This window comes from Enterobacter sp. fkY84-1 (genome assembly GCF_052974705.1).
In genome coordinates, this window is the sequence record NZ_CP169393.1 from 2,651,711 (window position 1) to 2,670,345 (window position 18,635).

Genomic DNA, 18,635 nt, shown 5'->3' on the forward strand with positions numbered 1-18,635 from the left:
AAGTGGCAACGTTTCATGCGTATTTGAGCTTGTAATCATTACTAATATAGCTGGATTTTTAAATGAGAACCTTTAAACTGAATGCAATTGCATTTTCTATAAGTAGCCTTTTAACGACTGGATATGCTTACTCAGCAATTCATAACACAGATGGCCTTTTCGATGTCGGAAGTGGCGGCGTCATTTCGGGCAGTGGTGTAATCGAAGAAGATAAGACTTATAACATTATTAGCACAACGGGCGAGAAAAATAATATTTCCATTGCTAATAATGGGAGCATTACCGTAAATCATGACGGTGGCTCTCCTATTGTCCCAGCTTGGGGTGAATTTGAGCAAGGTGATTTTGCCCTGACAAATGGCTCTGTGATTGTTTTTAATAGCGGAACGATAAACCTTGGCTCAGGCTCAACTGTAAATACGAAATACACAGACTTGATTGAAGGAGTATTCCCTTCACGTCCGGATCTACCTCTTGATATGGATTATAACTTCGTTTTTGGTGTCGGCATCAGTGTTCCTGGTGGGACAAGCGAAGAAAAGCAGTTAGAGCAAGGGAAAATAATTGCTGATGACCTTACTATAAATATGAGCCATCAGCGTGATAATAAAAGAGTGATGGGTCTCCACGCAAGCAAAGATGCCGCGACACTTGAATTAACTGGATTGACCACAATAAATACTACGGCTTTCGGAAATAACAGTAACGCATGGGGTATATATGTGCGTAAGGGAGCTCTGGTGGATGCTGAAGATTTTAATATCTTGAGTAAAGGCCAGAGCAGCGCTATCGGTATACTAGCCAATTCGACGTCTAATCAGGCCCAAACTCAAGTAAAATATAACAATGCTTCAATCAAATCTTATGCGGATGAGTTTGCAGCAGGTTTAGTTATTGGAAGTGGAGATGTTACCGCTCTGGGAGACACTAATTTAGATATTAACGTTACTAATGCGGGAGGGGTTGGTGAAGGTATTGAATTAAATTATGGCGGAGATGCAAATGACAGTAGCTTGCGCTCCACTTTTAATGCTACTGGAGATACCAATATCTCCTTAAAATCGGGTGCTGATGATATTGTTCTGTTTGGCGCAATGTCAACTGGTGCATCAGAACTTACAGCCAATAACCTTTCCATCGCGTTCGATACCCAAGGACAGGAGAAAATTGAAGGAACGGGCTTATTTGCTTCCACGGATAGTACTGGCAAACAAGAAGGTGCCGGAAAAATAACGATAAAAGGAGATCTTGATATCGACTCATCAGATGTTAACCATAACGGCTCATGGCGATATGTCGTTGCAGAAAATGGCGGGGATATTACCTTAGATGGAAAAATTCGCTTAGGTGTTAAGAACAATGCCCCTGATGCAATCGCTCTTCTGGCTGAAAAAGAAGGTTCTCAAATCACGACTACTGGAAAAAACTTGCATGTAGTTGGAACAATAGTCAGTCGAGAGTCTGGTTTGGTTAACATTGACGCATCTGATAAATCTCGTTTTATCGGAGGATTTATAACGAGTTCAGACGGGGTTAGCAATCTTGCACTATCTGATCATTCAGAATGGAGCATGACAAAGGATTCTCAACTCACAAACTTGACACTCAATAATTCATCTTTGAACTTTATGCACCCGGGTTTACAACCTAAAAATGCATCTACCAACGTAGCTGGGTTTAAGACGCTTTTAGTTAATTCTGATTTCGTTGGAAGCAACGGTTATTTGGTAATGAATACTGCGCTTGGTGATGATAGCTCTTTGACGGATCGGCTGATTGTAAATGGTGATACCAGCGGTACCACTAACGTTAAAGTGATAAATGCCGGCGGAAAAGGTGAATTAACTTCTAACGGTATTGAATTAATTACAGTTAAAGGTCGTTCCGAGGGTGAATTCATTCAGAACGGTCGTATTGTGGCCGGTTCCTATGACTATGTGTTACAAAGAGGGACTGGAACGAATTCTGTTAACTGGTATCTCAATAGTGCACTATCACCTCTAACACCAGAGGTGACGAATCCGCCATTGCCAGTAATTCCTGAAGAGCCAGATTCAGAGACGGATGGAGAGCCGGTTGTTCCTTGGCCAGAGTCACCAGACGGTACAAAGCCAAATCCAGAAACAAAGCATGCAGTGCGTCCCGAAGCAGGATTATATGGTATGAACCTGGCAGCAGCTAATACCCTTTTCAATACTCGACTGCATGACCGTATGGGTGAGACGTACTATGTCGATAGTTTTACAGGAAAAGAAGCTTCAACAACTTTATGGATGAGAAATATCGGCGGGCATACCCGACAGCGTGATAGCAGTGGCCAATTGAAGTTGCAAAGCAACCGTTATGTTATGCAACTTGGTGGTGACGTTGCTCAGTGGAGTAGTGATAACGATGATCGCTTCCACTTAGGCGTTATGGGTGGTTATGCTAACCAGAAAAGCAGTTCTGTAAATAAGTATACTAATTACCGAGCATCAAGCAGTATTAATGGATATAGTCTCGGTGTATATGGCACCTGGCTACAGTATAGTGAAAGTAAAGAAGGCGCTTACATTGATACCTGGGCTCAATATAACTGGTTTGAAAACACTATTTCTGGTGAGGACATCGCAGCTGAAAAGTACAAATCACAAGGCCTTACAGCGTCTGTTGAGTCGGGTTACACGTTGAAACTGTCTGATATAAGTGAGCGTAGCGCTCTGTTTATTCAACCTAAGATGCAGCTAACCTGGATGGGCGTCAAATCGGACTCTCATACAGAGGCAAATGGCACAAAGGTTGAAGGAAAAGGTGATGGCAATATTCAAACACGAGTAGGTTTGCGTTTGTATAGTAAAGGCCATAATAAGCTAGATGACGGTAAAGATCGTGAGTTTCAACCTTTCGTAGAGGCTAATTGGATCAATAATTCTAAGTCCTTTGGGGCATCTCTTAACGGTGACAGTGTGAATTTAGCAGGTAATAAAAACACAGGAGAAATAAAAGCAGGAGTCGAAGGTCAGATTAATAACAGTTTATCGGTATGGGGAAATATTTCCCAGCAAATTGGAGATAAAGGCTATAGCGATACTCAGGGCATGTTAGGCGTGCGGTATAGCTGGTAACATCAACAGACAAGTATAGAAAATCCACGCAGCAGCGTGGATTTTCTATTGTTAATTTTAAGCCGACACAGAAATTGTTAACAACATTTAGCAATACTGGCAATTCCCACAGTATTACAAGTAAAGCCAAATATTTAGGAATGTACAACATAAGCGCCTATCCTCTTGACGGGAAAGAAACAAAACAGTTAAACGAGCCTCACTTACGGTTCTCACTCATGGGTTTGCAGCCGCTCGAGATGCAGCGGGTGTCATACCTCCAAAGGAAAAAAACGATTTGATTTCACAAACAGTTTTCTTCATCTGAGCGTCTTTTTTTGTGCCCAGGCATTAATAACAAAATTCTGTTAGGGCATAACACTCAGTCAACCACTGAGAAATGTAACGATGATCGATGAAAGGGATCGATCAAACATACTATCTGAATTTCGGGACCCGCTGTAACTTGAGGATCAGCACGGGTTAATGATTGGGATCATAAAAACAGTAGGTATTTTGTTGAAAGGTATTTAAGAAAGAAAAAAAGTACTATATTCCAGCCCGTTAAATCACTTACACCTTCTGAGTTCAGAGGCTTATTCATGTCATGGCAATCCTTCAAACAGGCTTACCTGGTTAAGTTCTGGTCACCCGTTCCGGCCGTTATCGCGGCAGGCATTCTCTCTACTTATTATTTTGGCATTACCGGCACCTTCTGGGCCGTGACCGGCGAGTTCACCCGCTGGGGTGGTCAATTGCTGCAACTCGCTGGCGTGCATGCCGAAAAGTGGGGTTACTTTAAACTCATTCATCTGGACGGCACCCCGCTTACCCGCATCGACGGGATGATGATTATCGGCATGTTCGGCGGCTGTTTCGCGGCCGCGCTGTGGGCAAATAACGTTAAGTTGCGTATGCCCAAAAGCCGGATCCGCATTTTGCAGGCGGTTGTCGGCGGGATAATTGCCGGATTCGGCGCGCGTCTGGCGATGGGGTGTAACCTTGCCGCCTTCTTTACCGGGATCCCGCAGTTTTCGCTTCACGCCTGGTTCTTTGCCGTCGCCACGGCCATCGGCTCTTACTTTGGCGCAAAATTCACCCTGCTGCCGCTGTTTCGTATTCCAGTGAAAATGACAAAAGTCAGCGCAGCGTCTCCGTTAACCCAGAAGCCCTCTCAGGCCCGCCGCCGTTTCCGCCTCGGAATGCTGGTCTTTTTCGCCATGGTGGCATGGGCGCTCTGCACCGCCCTGAACCAGCCTAAGCTCGGTCTGGCGATGCTGTTTGGTGTGGGTTTTGGTCTGCTCATTGAACGCGCGCAGATCTGCTTTACCTCTGCGTTTCGCGATATGTGGATCACCGGGCGCACGATGATGGCGAAAGCGATTATCGCCGGGATGGCGGTCAGCGCCATCGGCATCTTCAGCTATGTCCAACTGGGCGTCGAACCGAAAATCATGTGGGCCGGTCCTAACGCGGTCATTGGCGGCCTGTTGTTCGGCTTCGGGATCGTGCTGGCTGGCGGGTGTGAAACCGGCTGGATGTATCGCGCCGTGGAAGGCCAGGTGCACTACTGGTGGGTGGGGCTGGGCAATGTGATTGGCTCGACGATCCTGGCGTACTGCTGGGATGACGTGTCACCCGTCCTGGCTACCCGGTGGGATAAGGTTAATCTGCTGAATACCTTCGGACCTCTCGGCGGCCTGCTCGTCACCTACGCCCTGCTGTTGGTCGCTTTTTTACTGGTCGTCGCACAGGAGAGACGTTTCTTCCGCCGTGCGGGGGTTAAAACAGAAACGCAGGAGAATGCAGCATGAAAGAGATCGTGCCTGATTATCGTCTGGATATGGTTGGCGAGCCCTGTCCATATCCGGCGGTGGCTACGCTTGAAGCGCTGCCGCAGCTTAAGAAAGGTGAAATTCTGGAGGTGGTCAGCGACTGCCCGCAGTCCATCAACAACATACCGCTGGATGCGAAAAACCACGGGTATACGGTGCTGGATATCCAGCAGGATGGCCCAACCATTCGCTATCTGATTCAAAAATGATCGCTAAGGGCCTCGTCAGGGGCCTTTATCGTATTGAATTATAAGACATCTTGATCCACGGCAAAAACGTTATTTATGACTTAAGTAAAATCTCATTTCCCTTTTGAAAGAGGTTTTCGCGGTTTGATGTATTTACGAGCTTTACTGGTCTTCGCCTTATTGATTCCCTTCCACGCGCTGTCCCTGAATTTCTCTTCTACTTTCCTGCGTCTTAATTGTCCGCAAAGAGGACTTGTCGAGGTTATTCTGCACGTTTATGACCACACTCAGGAACGGTGGCGCGGCCATTTTGAAACCGGTGCGGGGCATAAACGTGCGGGTGATACCGAAATGATCCCGTTTGCCAACGGCGATATTCTCTTCCATTCCGTATCCAGCGACGCTTTCAGCTATTTATATGATGGGGAAACGATCCTGAGGCACTGCGTAAAGCTCGATGAGCGGCCGGTTTATCCGTCGTTTTGACGTGAGCAAAGCAAACTGGCCACCCTGTGGCCAGTTTGACGGGGAATCAGAAACGATAACCCGCAGAGAACATAAACACCCACGGATCCAGACGAGTGCTGATACTTTGCTGCTGGCCGCCCGCCTTGAAGCGTACGTCCGTATCAATATCCATATACCAGACCGAGGCGTTGATCAGCCAGTCGCGGTTAATCAGATAATCCAGGCCAACCTGCCCCGCCATGCCCCACGAATCTTTCAGGCTGAGATCCGTCAGACCCGCCTCTTTACCGGTATCGTTGAATTTCTCATCAAAGAAGGTGGTGTAGTTCACACCGGCGCCAATATATGGACGCACCTTGCTGCTTGAGTCGCCGAAGTACCACTGCGCCATCAGCGTTGGCGGTAAATGGTGAACCGTGGCGATATCACCGGTTGGCCCGAGGCCCACGCGATGACGGAACGGCGTTGCGGCCAGAAGCTCAACGCCCACGTTATCCGTCGCCATATAGGTGAAAGTTAAACCTAACTGGGTGTTATTACTGACGTTAAAACCGCCCATTCCCAGCACGTTATCCGAACCTTCAGTTGGGCGAGCCGTAGCCGAACCGGCACGAATAAAGAATTCGCCTGCTTCATGCGCATACGCGCCGCCAGAGAGACTGCTTAATACAAGGGCTGCCACCGCTAATTTTTTCATATCCGCTCCATCGTTGTGGTTTTAATCGCGGATGAGAATATACTCACAAAAGAGTAATAAGTGATCTGCCACAGATCACATTAAAACCAGTAACTTAACATTCATTGATCTGGATTAATTTTTTGTTACGCACTCAAAACCAATAAGTTGTTTCCATGTCAATTTTTGGCATTTCACGGTTACAAAATTTTCCCTTTTCCCCCTCTTGCTCTTCCTCTGGCGGCTGGATAATTTATCGCTCTCACAAATTGATTTGATGCGTTCTTCTTTTGCAGGTGTGCCATGAGTGATATCAACCCGTGCATGACGTGCGGAGCCTGTTGTGCGTATTTTCGAGTCTCTTTCTACTGGGCCGAAGCCAGCGATGGCGGTGGTACCGTTCTGGTTCATCTTACCGAGCCGTTAACCCCCTTTTTGCGCTGCATGAGCGGCACGAACCAAAAGCAGGCCCGCTGTGTGGCGCTACAGGGTGAGCCTGGGGTCTCGACCCGATGTTCCATCTATGAGGATCGCCCCAGCCCGTGCCGGGAATTTGCCATGTCGGGGGAAGATGGCCAGGTCAACGAAGCCTGTAACCGCGCCCGCGCGCGGGTTGGATTACCGCCGCTTTACAAAGATATGCTTTTCCATACAAGCCTTGATGCTGCCACAGCAGGTGCATCCGGTGTACAATTGCCGGCTAATTAACACCTGCAATACTCAAGGAGAGTGCATGTCTATCACGGCGAAGTCTGTCTACCGTGACACGGGAAACTTTTTCCGCAATCAGTTCATTACCTTTTTACTGATCGCGTTGCTTTGCGCCTTTATCACGGTGGTGCTGGGCCATGCCTTCTCACCGAGTGAAGAACAGATTGCCAGCCTGAGCCAGGGCGACCATCTTGCGGGTAGCGTGGGGTTGTTTGAGCTGGTGCAAAATATGACGCCGGAGCAGCAGCAAATCCTGCTGCGCGCCTCTGCCGCGTCCACGTTCTCAGGCCTGATTGGTAATGCAATTCTGGCGGGCGGCGTTTTGCTGATGATTCAGCTGGTATCGGCGGGTCACCGCGTCAGCGCCTTACGCGCGATTGGTGCGAGTGCACCGGTCTTACCTAAGCTGTTTATCCTGATTTTTTTAACCACGATGCTGGTGCAAATGGGGATTATGCTGGTCGTGGTGCCGGGCGTTTTACTGGCTATCGTGCTCGCATTTGCGCCTGTGATGGTTGTGCAGGATAAGATGGGAATTTTTACCGCGATGCGCAGCAGCATCAGACTGGCATGGGCTAATATGCGTCTGGTGGCGCCCGCCGTGATCGGCTGGCTGCTGGCCAAAACGCTGCTGTTATTGTTTGCGCCGAATTTTGCGGTATTAACGCCTAACGTCGGCGCCGTGGTGGCGAATACGCTGAGCAATCTCATTTCAGCGGTACTGCTCGTCTATCTGTTCCGCCTGTATATGTTAATTCGTCAGTAATCCCGAGGCGGGGGGTATCTCTGTCTCCCGCCCCGCTCAGAAGATGGAATCACAGAATGAAGCAGTTTCTTGATTTTTTACCGCTCGCGGTGTTTTTCGCTGTCTATAAGTTGTACGACATTTTTGCTGCAACAAAAGCGTTAATCGTTGTGACCGCCGTTGTGCTGATCTACAGCTGGATTCGCTATCGCAAAGTCGAAAAAATGGCGCTTATCACGTTCGTTTTAGTAGCGGTGTTCGGTGGATTGACCATTGCCTTGCATGATGTTGAATTTATTAAGTGGAAGGTGACTGTTATTTATGCGTTGTTTGCAGCAGCGCTATTGTTCAGTCAATGGTTCATGAAAAAGCCCCTTATCCAGAGCATGTTAGGTAAAGAACTAACGCTGCCGCAGGTGGTCTGGTCGCGTCTGAATACTGCCTGGGCAATCTTCTTTATTCTCTGTGGTCTCGCTAATATCTATATCGCCTTCTGGCTGCCGCAGGATATCTGGGTCAACTTTAAGGTCTTTGGCCTGACTGCGCTGACGCTTATCTTCACGCTATTAAGCGGCGTATACATCTATCGTCATATGCCGCAGGACGACAACCACTGATTACTGACTGACCAGAACGTCAACGACGGGCGTTCTGGTCTATTCTCTCCGCACGCGAATCATAGTAGCATCCCGCCTGAAGTCTTCCGTTACGAGTTAAAACAATGACAACAACTAACGCCCCTCAGGGCGAACTGGTTTTACGCACACTGGCAATGCCCGCTGACACCAATGCCAATGGCGATATTTTTGGCGGCTGGCTGATGTCGCAGATGGATATGGGCGGCGCAATTCTGGCAAAAGAGATTGCCCACGGGCGCGTGGTCACCGTGAGGGTGGACGGCATGACCTTCCTGCGCCCGGTTGCGGTGGGTGATGTGGTTTGCTGCTACGCGCGCTGCGTGAAGCGCGGTAATACCTCCATTTCCATCAACATCGAAGTCTGGGTGAAGAAAGTCTCTTCTGAGCCGATTGGGCAACGCTATAAGGCCACTGAAGCGCTGTTTATTTATGTTGCCGTGGACAGCGACGGTAAACCTCGTCAACTTCCACAGGCCTGATCGACAGGCAAAAAAAAGCCTCCTTTCGGAGGCTTTTTTTATTCCATCTGCGCCCCGCCGTTCAGGCGGAAAACAATATTGACGATCAATCCGCTGCCCGGCTTGCCTGGCTCATAGCGCCATCTGCGCATAGCAGATTTCACTTCGCGCTCAAACATATTAGAAGGTTGCGCAGACAAGATTTCCACGTTATCCACGCGGCCATCCGCAGTGACGTCAAATTTCACCCGTACGCGGCCTTCAATACGCAAGGCCTGAGCTCGCGCCGGATACTGAGGCTGATTGCGGCTTACGGCGCGCGGGCCCGCTGGTGCGGTTACGGTTGGCTTTGACGTCGTTGCCGTATTGTTTATCACCGGACGTGAAGGCGCTGCATTTTCGACCGGCTGGGTCGCGCGTGGTTCAGCCGGACGTTCCTCGCGTTTCGGACGCTCCTCAACCTTCTTCACTGGCTTTGGCTTCGGCTTAGGTTTTGGCTTCGGTTCAGGTTTGTGGATCACCACCGGGGCTTCCTTCGATGGCTCCGGAACGGGCTCGGGTTCTGGCTCCGGTTCAGCCACCGGCTGTGGCGGCGGAGGGGCAACCTGCGGCGGTTCAAGATCCGCTGGCGAGACCATCGTCACCGAGATCGGCTGCGCGGGCGCGGGCATTTCAATAACCTGATGAACCGAGGTATACAGCAGACCCGCCACAACGGCACCGTGAATCACGACAGAAAGCAGCGTCGGCCAGGGAAAGCGGCGAGGTAAATCAAGGGTCATCGAAGTCATAGTCATCAACGTTAAAAAACCGAACCCTGATTTTAAATGCAAATAGCAATCATATTCAATAAGACACTTTGCTCTGACGCAATTTTAGCGCCCAAGAGGCCAAAAAAGGCGCATACAGATCAGGGTATTAACATTGTTTTTATTTTACATTGCAGTCGTTTGCCCTTTCACATAACGTAACTGACACTTTTACCGGTTAAGGAGCTTCGCCGTGTTTTACGTGATTTACTCTGAAGATGTTGCTGATTCGCTCGAAAAACGCCAGTCTGTGCGCCCTGCGCATCTGGCACGTTTGCAGTTGCTTCAGGATGAAGGCCGATTACTGACCGCTGGCCCCATGCCCGCAGTAGACAGCAACGATCCGGGTGCTGCCGGTTTCTCCGGCTCCACGGTCATTGCTGAGTTTGAATCCCAAGAAGCCGCTCAGGCCTGGGCTGACGCAGACCCGTACGTTGCAGCGGGCGTGTATGCAAAAGTGACGGTGAGACCGTATAAAAAAGTGTTCTGATACCAAAGCGGCTCCGAAAGGAGCCTTTTTTAGGATGGCGATTACGCGCCGCTGTGCCGGGTAAACTGCTGCTCTGTAATAAGGCTTCCCCACTGATCGCCTTCCCACTCTTTTACCAGCGTAAACCCATACGACTCGTACAGACGCCTGGCGGCGGTCAGCTTATTGAACGTCCAGAGGTGCACAGCTGAAAAACCGGCGCTGTCGCAAAACCGCATGGCTTCATTCAGCAGTTTTTTCCCCACGCCGTGCCCCCGGCAGCCATCATCAAGAATAAACCAGCGAAGATGGGCTTCACCCGGCGCCAGATCCTCGCCATCGATCGCCACCGAGCCGACAATTTTGTCGTTGAGCACTGCCAGCCAAATCTGGTTACAGGGCTTCTCCAGTCTTTCACTAAACTCAGCCAGCCCCGAAGCCACTTTGGCCTCGAAGAAGCGACCAAAATTATGCTCCCGCGAATAATAACTGCCATGCATCTCCGCGATACGGCCAATCATGCCCGGGATATACCCCTGCACTATCTTCAGCTCATCGGGCTGCATATCGTTGCCCGCCTCCCGACACGCCAGCAGCGCGTTGGCATAAAGGGAGAGACCCTCAGAAATGGTCAGCTGCTGGGCAGGAGCAAGACGCTTTATTGCTGTGACCACGCGCTCATTGCTGAAGGTATTAATTTTACTGACCGTCTCGTGACCCTTCGCGGTCAGCCTGAGGCTCTTTGCTCTCGCATCCTCAGTAGAAATGACCTCCTCGAGTTCGCCTGCGGCAATCAGGCGAGCCAGCATCCGACTGACGCTGGACTTTTCCAGGCCCAGCAGCTGTACCAGCTGACTCGCCGTCATCTCTTTTCGTAGGGCAATTTCGACCAGAGTATGGACGGCCGAAGGCGAATAATTCGTTGAGGCCAGGGTAGAACCCATAAAACCTAACTCTCGCACCATCAGGCGCGAGGAACGTCGAATAACACTGACTACCGGGGTTTCGCTGTGCATGTTCTGTCCTCATCATTTAGTTGTACTATACAACTAAATGATGAGGGATTGTCAAACAGAATGAAAAAGGCTCCCGCAGGAGCTTTTTAAAACGATTCAACACAATGAAATAAAAGGATTTATTTCAGGTCTCGTCCACATATTGGCCACATCGATAGAAGAAGCCCCGCAAATGCGGGGCTTCTTCTTGCAGTTTCCGTAACGGAAAGCTTTAAGTGATATCCAAATTTAACGCATTTTAGGGCCTTTAGACATAACAGCTTCAGGGCTTGGATCAGGAGTTGGCAGGTTGGTATCAATAGTAAATATCCGTTGATATTGAAGCCATCCTGAATGATGAGAAGAAATCATATATGAAATGATATCAGGGTTTGTTTCACCATGATAGCAAGGCAACACATATTCAAGTAGATATTTATCGAATCGTATACCTTTTTCTGAATAAGTTTTATTTCGTTGATCACCTATGTATACAAGAGGAATAGTACCATCCGTAGATGGTCTGAACATAACAACATAGTTAGAGGTAACCTCAGCCATTGCACTACACTGTTCAGATAAGCGCGTTTTCTCTTGCTTAATCCCTTCCACAAATTTACGCGGGTTGTTTTTCGCTTGACCAATTATTGCCTTACTAAACGTTCCACTGCTTCCCCCGTGGAAATCTACACGCAAGCCAAAATCACATCCAAATATTTTTTCTGGGCCATCCACACCATATGGTGAAGTTTTAGAATCCTGAAAATTTAAATAATAATGATCTCCAAAGTAAATTATGCCCAAGCTGGCCATGAAAGCTACAAAGTAACCATCTTCAGTATGGTGAGTTAATCGAGTAAACCTATTGGCCGAGGCCGTCATCGTAAGCGACAACTTCCAACTTAGATCATCGAAATCATGCTGACTAATGCCCATCCTTTCCCATAATTCTGCCACTTTGAATACTCCTTTGAATTAATAAAGTAAATTATTGCCTGTAGATATTAAGCTTCGAAATTTGCTAAAACCTTCCATATATATTTATCGGCAATCTAGTGAAAAATTTGAATCGACAGCGAGCTTTTCGACTTAGTTTAAGCCGAAAAGCATTTTTGTATAAGTCCATAAATTATGGAGCTTTATCTTTGGTCACATCCAGTGTATCTGTTGCTGGCCGGATGATGTCGGATGCGGAACGGCTGGTACCACTACCCCCGGCGATACGATAAAACGCTCGACCGTCTCAGTGGTCACAAACGTCGCGCTGCAGTTGATGTTTGTACACTGGTGATACCGCTCTTTGGTCGTGTCAGTAAAATAGCGACTTGTGCGGGCGTGAGCGGCGAAATGGCATTTTGGACAGTGAAACATGGCGAGCACCTCATTTATTTTCCGATGCGCTAACTTTACTCAATTTATCCTTATATAACAAACACATAAAAAACAAATCACTGCGTTAATTCTTCGCTTTCATACTCCACATCCGAAACCTTAACCTCAAGCTCTAAGCCCGTCGTGTAGCCGCTCCCGTTGAGGTTATGCACCACCCGGCTGATTATCCAAGCCTGCTCGTCTATGACGCGCTTAAAGCCTTTCACCGCGACTGGTGTTTCAGGAAATAAATCGGCGCGGCCAATCGCCAGCGAGATTGAAAACTCCGCGACGCCGCGCTGCAGCTTGTCCCACTTCGCCTGAGCGGCGCGCATGGCCTGCGCCTTTGTCGCGTAAATGGTCGTCAGCTCCAGCACGTTGTCAGCCTCACCGGCCATGTACTCACCCTTGCGCGCTTCCTGCTCTTTTTTGGCTTTGGCCTTTGCCGGGGCTTTGGTCGCTTTCGGGTGCTGCAGCGCTCGGAGGTGCTTCTCTTTGGGCTTACGCTTAAGCTTCACCTTTTGCTTTTGCGGCTTCGGGTCTTTGGTGTGCAGCCATTTTGCCGTCACGCCTGTGTAGGCTTCCCGGTCAGCAATGGCAAACTGATGACGATCGCCGTCGCCGCGCTCAAGCGTCATCTGCGGAATAGGCTTACCGCTGGCCGTCTTACCGCTCCCCGCTTTCAGGAATAACAGTTTCCCCGCTTTTACCGAAACCGCCGCCCCGTTCCGGTCAGCCAGGCGGGGCAGAAACACCGCGTCGGATTCCTGCGACTGGTCAATGTGAGGCACTGCGACGGCTTTCAGCGTGTCGGCCACGCTGGCCGTCAGCTTATTGCGTGCCGCAATCGTCTCCACAATTTGCCCGAGCGTGGTGTCATGCCATGACTGTTCCCGGCGCGAGTTCAGCGTCCCGCGAAAATCGGCGCTGCGCCCCCGGATGGTCAGCGAATCAGGCGCGCCCCTGTGCTCGATTTCGTCGACCGTGAACGTCCCTTTTTTTATCAGCACGGAATCCTGCCAGCCTAACCACAGCGTCAACGTAGCGCCGCGCGGTGGCAAAGCTATCTGGCCGTCAGTGTCATCGAGCTCGATATCGAGCTGGTCGGCCTCGAATCCGCGATTGTCGGTCATGGTCAGACTGATAAGGCGATCACTAAAATCCTGCGTGATATCCTCGTTATCCAGCTTGAGCATAAACGCCGGGGCTATTTTCGCCCCGGCCTGAATATCCATTCCCGTAATCATCCTGCCAGCCCTCCTAGCCAGTCACCGGCTGACGTGACCAGATTGTCGGCCTGCGTTTTCAGGTCGCCATACATGGCCGCCAGCGATTTGTCGATCCGCTTTAAGGATTACAACATCGAGGCCGAGTAATCCCCGTTAAAATGCCATCTTCGGGCGGCACTTCCTCAGAGCTCACCAGACGCCACGTAACCGCGCCGCCGGCACGATTCAACCTCACCGCTCAGCACGCCGCCACGACGCGCACAGACGCGCAAAATAAATCCTGTCACCAAGTCTGGCGCTCAGTGTTATCCCCGCCTCGCCTGCCCGCTTCATGGGGGGTTTTAATGCAGATGCACGAATAGGCTTAGACCGCATAAGCCCTGATACTATATGAAGTGTGAGAGGACCTAATAAAATGCATTTTAATGCAGCATACACATGCACAGATGATTGACCCCAATAATCAAGTTTATTAGCATCTTATGTTTTAGGATTTTTTCATGTACATGGACAACTCAGCACTGACATTACGAAATTTTTTCATCAGCCTCAAAGACCAAAATACTAACCTAATAGTAAAAAATGCCTTATTGCTAGCGTTTGAGTTAGAACATACTAAAGATAATCAAATTTTATTATGGGATAAGATCTCTAAACTTATGAGCTTGCCTAAAAAAATAGAGGATGCATTACAAGATTATTTCCCTGATTATGAAATTACCGCACCAAACTGGAGACCCTGTGTTGATAAGTTCTTTGCACAATTAAGCCTTGTCGAACCTCTTCCAAATGCCACACAAAGAATATCTGACGCTGCATTAAATGATTTAGGCATGATCTCTTTATTATTCAAAACTAAGGGGGAAATTGGAAAAATCAAAGATGAGCAATTAATTGATATAAAGCAACAATTGTTAGAATTGAAGGATTCGATAATCAATTCTGATTTCTCAATAGAGCTTAAAAAAGAAATATTACATTATGTTAATAATATGATAAGGGCTTTTGACGATTATGAAATAACAGGTATTGAACCAATAATTTCTGCAACAGAGGCAACTATGGGACATGCTTGCATGTCTGAGTCATTTAATCTAGTCGTGACCACGACAGAAGAAGGCTCTAAACTTAAGAACATTTTGAAAAAGACAATCTCATCAATTAATAGTGTTGAAGGTCTTGTCAGTCTTGGAGCTAACGGCGTTACCCTCCTGGAGTTCTTTGATAAATAACATAAATTAACTCCTCGCGGTGCGAACTGTTCAACCCCGCCAGTACTGAAAACGAGCTTCAGCACCGGCGGTGTTTCCTATGGTCGATTTGGCAACGGGATTATCGGACCTCTCGCTGGTGTGAGCGACTTAATTTTCTAACTGTTGTTTTCATGCAGCCGCCCGTAATTACCCATTACAATTTCGGCACAACCTACCAGCTCGACGGACATCAGGTTTTAATTAATTATTTATCGCTGAGATAGGTATATTAGCGCCATAGGCCTTATATTTTCGCTCTTATGCTGCGGGATTTTTCGGAGTATTTTGTACATTTAGCAGCCATCCTTACGAATATAATCAACATTGTTCTATTTTATACCCACCTTATCCATTGCTTCTTCATAAATCCCCGCCACTTTCGAACCGGAATAGTGTTTCAATATGCTAGGAAGTTTCCTGAGGCCAGTTATGCTGAATTCAGGCGAACCCTCAAAGGGTTAAGCCCGATTTACCGGCCGGACAAGCAACACATGCGCTACGACACTCTTTCGCCACGCACTTTATGATTAACGGAGGCAACATCATCACACTGCAGAGGATCTTAGGTCATACAAAAATTGCTCAGACAATGGTCTATGCGCACTTCGCTCCTCAGTACTTGCAGGACGCGATTTCGCTTAACCCGTTGAAGGGTGCTAATGGTGGTCAGAGTGTCCACAATGTGTCCACACCCTAGCCGCTTTTTATGGCTTTTGACTGCTAGTAGTAAAACGTGAAGCCTTGTCTGGCGCGGCTTTCAAGTTACGCCAGACATTAAAAAGGCTCCCGCAGGAGCCTTTCATCAATCAATGCAGCGACGCTAACCTCGCCGCAAACCCGACAAACAGCAGCCCTATCAGCCCGTTCCCCAGCTTTGCCAGTTTCTTTTTCGTTTTGAGATAGCGCGTGACAAATGCACCGGAGAAGATCAGGAAGCTCATGTACATGAAGCTTATCAACTCAAGCGTCGTCGCGAGGATAAGGAAAGAGGTACCGGTGTTCTGCGCATTCACGTCGATGAACTGAACAAAGAACGATACGTAGAACAGAATCGCTTTTGGATTCGTCATGCTCAGCACCAGCGAACGTTTCATGATCGTGCTGGCAGGCTCGGTGCCGCTTTCCTGAGCGTGATTCTGGCGGGTAATGACCGACCAGAGCATTTTGCCGCCCAGCCACAGCAGGTAGAAGGCGCCGAGATAACGCACGATATTAAACAGTACCGGCGTGGTCTGGATTAATGCCGCGACGCCCGCCCAGGCAAGAAACATCAGCACCGCATCGCCGATAAATACACCCGTGGCGGCCAGGTACCCTTTTTTAACGCCGTGTCCAATTCCAGTTTTAAGCACAAACAGGGTATTTGGCCCCGGTACCAGCACGATAAAAAACGCGCCAACAACATACGTCCAGAAATTCAGTACGCCAAACTCCGCAAACACTTCTTCTCCCTCCTTTTGCTCAACACAACCGGAATAGCGCTGCAACCACGCTACTCCCAAAAATCAGACCTTATAAAATCAGCGGGCACCATTACGGTGCCCTCATGGTACTCAGATATCCTGGACGGCGAACAACAACGCGTTGCGGTGCCGGGTCATTCCACATTTTCTGATGGCGTGAATACGCATATTGCGGCGGGATTGTGCTTCCAGCCAACGAGCCTTGCGACGACTCACCTGTCGCAACATGCGCCAGCGCCCTACTTCTGTTCTACTGCGCTTCATGTCTACAACTCTTTCTCAAACAGTGACGCCATTATAAACCCAACCCGGCTGCAAACCAGCGCTTTTACCTGGCGTTTTTATTTGCCAGATGAATCCTGATGCGTACACTCATAACAATACGCTTTCAAAAGGATTTTTTTAACTATGACAACCTTCTACACCGTGGTGAGTTGGCTGGTCATTTTGGGATACTGGCTGTTAATCGCGGGTGTGACGTTACGCATCCTGATGAAGCGCAGAGCCGTACCCTCTGCCATGGCCTGGCTTCTGATCATCTACATCCTGCCGCTGGTGGGAATTATCGCCTATCTCTCTTTCGGTGAGCTTCATCTCGGTAAACGCCGCGCCGAGCGGGCCCGCGCCATGTGGCCCTCCACCGCGAAGTGGCTGAACGACCTTAAAGCCTGCAAGCATATCTTTGCCGAGGAGAACAGCAGCGTCGCCTCGTCACTGTTTAAGCTGTGCGAGCGCCGTCAGGGGATTGGCGGCGTTAAGGGTAATCAGCTCCAGCTGCTGACCTCGTCCGACGACGTTATGCAGGCGTTAATCCGCGATATCCAGCTGGCGCGTCATAATATCGAGATGGTTTTCTATATCTGGCAGCCCGGCGGGATGGCTGACCAGGTCGCGGAATCTCTGATGGCCGCGGCGCGACGCGGCATTCACTGCCGTCTGATGCTTGACTCTGCGGGCAGCGTGGCATTTTTCCGCAGTCCCTGGGCAGGGATGATGCGCAATGCCGGTATCGAAGTGGTCGAGGCGCTGAAGGTTAACCTCCTGCGCGTGTTTCTGCGCCGGATGGACCTTCGTCAGCACCGTAAAATGATCATGATCGATAACTATATTGCCTACACCGGCAGCATGAACATGGTTGACCCGCGCTTCTTTAAACAGGACTCGGGCGTGGGTCAGTGGGTGGATTTGATGGCGCGCATGGAGGGGCCGATTGCCACCTCGATGGGCATCGTCTACTCCTGCGACTGGGAGATAGAGACCGGCAAACGCATCCTGCCGCCACCGCCGGACGGCAATATTATGCCGTTTGAAGAGGCCAGCGGTCACACTATTCATACCATTGCTTCCGGCCCGGGCTTCCCGGAGGATTTGATTCATCAGGCGCTGCTGACGGCGACCTACTCGGCGCGTGAATATCTGATCATGACGACGCCCTACTTTGTTCCCAGCGATGACCTCCTGCACGCGATCTGTACCGCGGCGCAGCGCGGCGTGGATGTGAGCATTATTTTGCCGCGCAAAAATGACTCCCTTCTGGTGGGCTGGGCCAGCCGGGCATTCTTTAGCGAACTGCTGGCCGCAGGGGTGAAGATCTACCAGTTCGAAGGCGGACTGCTCCATACCAAGAGCGTGCTTGTCGACGGCGAGTTAAGCCTGGTGGGAACGGTGAACCTGGATATGCGCAGCCTGTGGCTTAACTTTGAAATCACGCTGGTTATTGATGATGCCGGCTTTGGCGGCGATCTCGCGGCGGTGCAGGATGATTATATCTCCCGCTCCCGCCTGCTGGATGCCAGACTGTGGGTAAAACGTCCGCTGTGGCAGAGAATTGCCGAACGACTGTTTTACTTCTTTAGTCCGTTGCTGTAAAACGTGCCCAACGATGTTAAACAGGTAGTCATCATGGAAATGGATCTGAACAATCGCCTGACCGAAGACGAAACGCTCGAGCAGGCCTATGACATTTTTCTCGAACTGGCGGTTGATAACCTCGATCCCGCAGACGTGATCCTCTTTAATCTGCAGTTCGAAGAGCGCGGCGGTGCCGAACTGTTCGACCCTTCAGAAGACTGGGCTGAGCATGTGGATTTCGACCTGAACCCTGACTTCTTCGCCGAAGTAGTGATCGGGCTGGCCGATGAAGACGGTGGCGAAATTAATGATATCTTCGCTCGCGTCCTGCTCTGCCGTGAGAAAGACCACAAGCTGTGCCATATTCTCTGGCGCGAATAATAAAAAAGGCTG

The 18,635-nt window shown here is 49.4% G+C and carries 21 protein-coding genes and 2 pseudogenes; 13 read left to right on the forward strand and 10 right to left on the reverse strand.

The features are described from left to right. The first annotated feature begins 62 nt into the window (after positions 1-62). From ACEPLT_RS12735 to ACEPLT_RS12750, 4 genes are all read left to right on the forward strand, one after another. The gene (locus ACEPLT_RS12735) at positions 63-3,104 is read left to right on the forward strand and encodes an autotransporter outer membrane beta-barrel domain-containing protein (RefSeq protein WP_232927565.1); all 3,042 of its coding nucleotides are present in this window, start codon (positions 63-65) and stop codon (positions 3,102-3,104) included. A 581-nt stretch (positions 3,105-3,685) separates the two neighbouring features. Further along, positions 3,686-4,897, forward strand: coding sequence for a selenium metabolism membrane protein YedE/FdhT (yedE, locus tag ACEPLT_RS12740; RefSeq protein WP_232927564.1), 1,212 nt, complete (start codon positions 3,686-3,688; stop codon positions 4,895-4,897). After that, positions 4,894-5,127 (forward strand): sulfurtransferase-like selenium metabolism protein YedF, encoded by a 234-nt coding sequence (yedF, locus tag ACEPLT_RS12745; RefSeq protein WP_003856774.1) that lies wholly within the window; start codon positions 4,894-4,896, stop codon positions 5,125-5,127. The genes yedE and yedF overlap by 4 nt, the downstream gene beginning before the upstream one ends. 126 nt (positions 5,128-5,253) lie before the next feature. Beyond that, positions 5,254-5,592, forward strand: coding sequence for a hypothetical protein (locus ACEPLT_RS12750; RefSeq protein WP_071530987.1), 339 nt, complete (start codon positions 5,254-5,256; stop codon positions 5,590-5,592). A 46-nt stretch (positions 5,593-5,638) separates the two neighbouring features. Here the strand turns inward: ACEPLT_RS12750 and ompW are convergent, their stop codons facing one another. Then, positions 5,639-6,271, reverse strand: coding sequence for an outer membrane protein OmpW (gene ompW / locus ACEPLT_RS12755; protein WP_008502800.1), 633 nt, complete (start codon positions 6,269-6,271; stop codon positions 5,639-5,641). 114 nt (positions 6,272-6,385) lie between these two features. Beyond that, on the reverse strand, positions 6,386-6,661 hold the full coding sequence (locus tag ACEPLT_RS12760) for a hypothetical protein (protein ID WP_447088383.1): 276 nt from the start codon (positions 6,659-6,661) through the stop codon (positions 6,386-6,388). On the opposite strand from ACEPLT_RS12760, the gene ACEPLT_RS12765 reads away from it, so the two are divergent. The 4 genes from ACEPLT_RS12765 (at position 6,554) to yciA (ending at position 8,823) form a co-directional block, all read left to right on the forward strand. Beyond that, on the forward strand, positions 6,554-6,958 hold the full coding sequence (locus ACEPLT_RS12765) for a YkgJ family cysteine cluster protein (RefSeq protein WP_447088262.1): 405 nt from the start codon (positions 6,554-6,556) through the stop codon (positions 6,956-6,958). The two genes, ACEPLT_RS12760 and ACEPLT_RS12765, sit on opposite strands and share 108 nt — an antisense overlap. 25 nt (positions 6,959-6,983) lie before the next feature. Next, positions 6,984-7,727, forward strand: coding sequence for a YciC family protein (locus ACEPLT_RS12770; protein ID WP_023292236.1), 744 nt, complete (start codon positions 6,984-6,986; stop codon positions 7,725-7,727). A gap of 56 nt (positions 7,728-7,783) precedes the next feature. Beyond that, on the forward strand, positions 7,784-8,323 hold the full coding sequence (locus ACEPLT_RS12775; RefSeq protein WP_008502797.1) for a septation protein A: 540 nt from the start codon (positions 7,784-7,786) through the stop codon (positions 8,321-8,323). A 104-nt stretch (positions 8,324-8,427) separates the two neighbouring features. Then, positions 8,428-8,823, forward strand: a complete 396-nt coding sequence (gene yciA / locus ACEPLT_RS12780) for an acyl-CoA thioester hydrolase YciA (RefSeq protein WP_232927563.1) — start codon at positions 8,428-8,430, stop codon at positions 8,821-8,823. 38 nt (positions 8,824-8,861) lie between these two features. On the opposite strand, the gene tonB is transcribed toward yciA, so the two are convergent. Continuing rightward, on the reverse strand, positions 8,862-9,584 hold the full coding sequence (gene tonB / locus ACEPLT_RS12785) for a TonB system transport protein TonB (protein ID WP_232927805.1): 723 nt from the start codon (positions 9,582-9,584) through the stop codon (positions 8,862-8,864). A gap of 220 nt (positions 9,585-9,804) precedes the next feature. Here tonB and ACEPLT_RS12790 point away from each other — a divergent pair, with 220 nt between their 5' ends. After that, on the forward strand, positions 9,805-10,101 hold the full coding sequence (locus ACEPLT_RS12790) for a YciI family protein (protein WP_008502794.1): 297 nt from the start codon (positions 9,805-9,807) through the stop codon (positions 10,099-10,101). A gap of 41 nt (positions 10,102-10,142) precedes the next feature. Here the strand turns inward: ACEPLT_RS12790 and ACEPLT_RS12795 are convergent, their stop codons facing one another. From ACEPLT_RS12795 to ACEPLT_RS12815, 5 genes and pseudogenes are all read right to left on the reverse strand, one after another. After that, entirely contained in the window at positions 10,143-11,096 is a 954-nt protein-coding gene (locus tag ACEPLT_RS12795; protein WP_039266537.1) for a bifunctional helix-turn-helix transcriptional regulator/GNAT family N-acetyltransferase, read from the reverse strand. 228 nt (positions 11,097-11,324) lie between these two features. After that, entirely contained in the window at positions 11,325-12,032 is a 708-nt protein-coding gene (locus ACEPLT_RS12800) for a hypothetical protein (protein WP_139154404.1), read from the reverse strand. A 192-nt stretch (positions 12,033-12,224) separates the two neighbouring features. Continuing rightward, positions 12,225-12,446, reverse strand: coding sequence for a DNA-binding transcriptional regulator (locus ACEPLT_RS12805; RefSeq protein WP_074168328.1), 222 nt, complete (start codon positions 12,444-12,446; stop codon positions 12,225-12,227). A gap of 77 nt (positions 12,447-12,523) precedes the next feature. Beyond that, positions 12,524-13,693 (reverse strand): phage late control D family protein, encoded by a 1,170-nt coding sequence (locus ACEPLT_RS12810; RefSeq protein WP_447088263.1) that lies wholly within the window; start codon positions 13,691-13,693, stop codon positions 12,524-12,526. Beyond that, positions 13,690-13,800, reverse strand: a pseudogene (locus ACEPLT_RS12815) (phage tail protein); the annotation flags it as partial. The pseudogene ACEPLT_RS12815 and the gene ACEPLT_RS12810, both read right to left, overlap by 4 nt. 375 nt (positions 13,801-14,175) lie before the next feature. Between ACEPLT_RS12815 and ACEPLT_RS12820 the strand changes: the two are divergent. Together ACEPLT_RS12820 and ACEPLT_RS12825 are read left to right on the forward strand one after the other, a co-directional pair. Then, a complete protein-coding gene (locus ACEPLT_RS12820; RefSeq protein WP_447088264.1) occupies positions 14,176-14,907 on the forward strand; it encodes a hypothetical protein in 732 nt (243 codons plus the stop codon). A gap of 434 nt (positions 14,908-15,341) precedes the next feature. Further along, a pseudogene (locus ACEPLT_RS12825) lies at positions 15,342-15,625 on the forward strand (tyrosine-type recombinase/integrase); the annotation flags it as partial. Between the two features lie 109 nt (positions 15,626-15,734). Here the strand turns inward: ACEPLT_RS12825 and leuE are convergent. After that, the gene (gene leuE / locus ACEPLT_RS12830; protein ID WP_232927531.1) at positions 15,735-16,370 is read right to left on the reverse strand and encodes a leucine efflux protein LeuE; all 636 of its coding nucleotides are present in this window, start codon (positions 16,368-16,370) and stop codon (positions 15,735-15,737) included. A 111-nt stretch (positions 16,371-16,481) separates the two neighbouring features. Then, positions 16,482-16,655, reverse strand: a complete 174-nt coding sequence (locus ACEPLT_RS12835; RefSeq protein ID WP_021240326.1) for a YciY family protein — start codon at positions 16,653-16,655, stop codon at positions 16,482-16,484. 144 nt (positions 16,656-16,799) lie between these two features. On the opposite strand from ACEPLT_RS12835, the gene cls reads away from it, so the two are divergent. After that, positions 16,800-18,260: a cardiolipin synthase gene (cls, locus tag ACEPLT_RS12840; RefSeq protein WP_008502791.1), complete on the forward strand. Its 1,461-nt coding sequence runs from the start codon at positions 16,800-16,802 to the stop codon at positions 18,258-18,260. Between the two features lie 33 nt (positions 18,261-18,293). Then, positions 18,294-18,623 carry an HI1450 family dsDNA-mimic protein gene (locus ACEPLT_RS12845; RefSeq protein ID WP_006810881.1) on the forward strand — a complete coding sequence of 110 codons (330 nt, stop codon included), beginning with the start codon at positions 18,294-18,296 and terminating at the stop codon, positions 18,621-18,623. The last annotated feature ends 12 nt before the right edge of the window (positions 18,624-18,635 follow it).

Bases quoted from the DNA above. Each gene is read 5' to 3' on its own strand.
- ACEPLT_RS12735 (WP_232927565.1), top strand. From the start codon at position 63: ATGAGAACCTTTAAACTGAATGCAATTGCATTTTCTATAAGTAGCCTT.
- yedE (WP_232927564.1), top strand. From the start codon at position 3,686: ATGTCATGGCAATCCTTCAAACAGGCTTACCTGGTTAAGTTCTGGTCA.
- yedF (WP_003856774.1), top strand. From the start codon at position 4,894: ATGAAAGAGATCGTGCCTGATTATCGTCTGGATATGGTTGGCGAGCCC.
- ACEPLT_RS12750 (WP_071530987.1), top strand. From the start codon at position 5,254: ATGTATTTACGAGCTTTACTGGTCTTCGCCTTATTGATTCCCTTCCAC.
- ompW (WP_008502800.1), bottom strand. From the start codon at position 6,271: ATGAAAAAATTAGCGGTGGCAGCCCTTGTATTAAGCAGTCTCTCTGGC.
- ACEPLT_RS12765 (WP_447088262.1), top strand. From the start codon at position 6,554: ATGAGTGATATCAACCCGTGCATGACGTGCGGAGCCTGTTGTGCGTAT.
- ACEPLT_RS12760 (WP_447088383.1), bottom strand. From the start codon at position 6,661: ATGAACCAGAACGGTACCACCGCCATCGCTGGCTTCGGCCCAGTAGAA.
- ACEPLT_RS12770 (WP_023292236.1), top strand. From the start codon at position 6,984: ATGTCTATCACGGCGAAGTCTGTCTACCGTGACACGGGAAACTTTTTC.
- ACEPLT_RS12775 (WP_008502797.1), top strand. From the start codon at position 7,784: ATGAAGCAGTTTCTTGATTTTTTACCGCTCGCGGTGTTTTTCGCTGTC.
- yciA (WP_232927563.1), top strand. From the start codon at position 8,428: ATGACAACAACTAACGCCCCTCAGGGCGAACTGGTTTTACGCACACTG.
- tonB (WP_232927805.1), bottom strand. From the start codon at position 9,584: ATGACCCTTGATTTACCTCGCCGCTTTCCCTGGCCGACGCTGCTTTCT.
- ACEPLT_RS12795 (WP_039266537.1), bottom strand. From the start codon at position 11,096: ATGCACAGCGAAACCCCGGTAGTCAGTGTTATTCGACGTTCCTCGCGC.
- ACEPLT_RS12805 (WP_074168328.1), bottom strand. From the start codon at position 12,446: ATGTTTCACTGTCCAAAATGCCATTTCGCCGCTCACGCCCGCACAAGT.
- ACEPLT_RS12810 (WP_447088263.1), bottom strand. From the start codon at position 13,693: ATGATTACGGGAATGGATATTCAGGCCGGGGCGAAAATAGCCCCGGCG.
- ACEPLT_RS12820 (WP_447088264.1), top strand. From the start codon at position 14,176: ATGTACATGGACAACTCAGCACTGACATTACGAAATTTTTTCATCAGC.
- ACEPLT_RS12835 (WP_021240326.1), bottom strand. From the start codon at position 16,655: ATGAAGCGCAGTAGAACAGAAGTAGGGCGCTGGCGCATGTTGCGACAG.
- cls (WP_008502791.1), top strand. From the start codon at position 16,800: ATGACAACCTTCTACACCGTGGTGAGTTGGCTGGTCATTTTGGGATAC.
- ACEPLT_RS12845 (WP_006810881.1), top strand. From the start codon at position 18,294: ATGGAAATGGATCTGAACAATCGCCTGACCGAAGACGAAACGCTCGAG.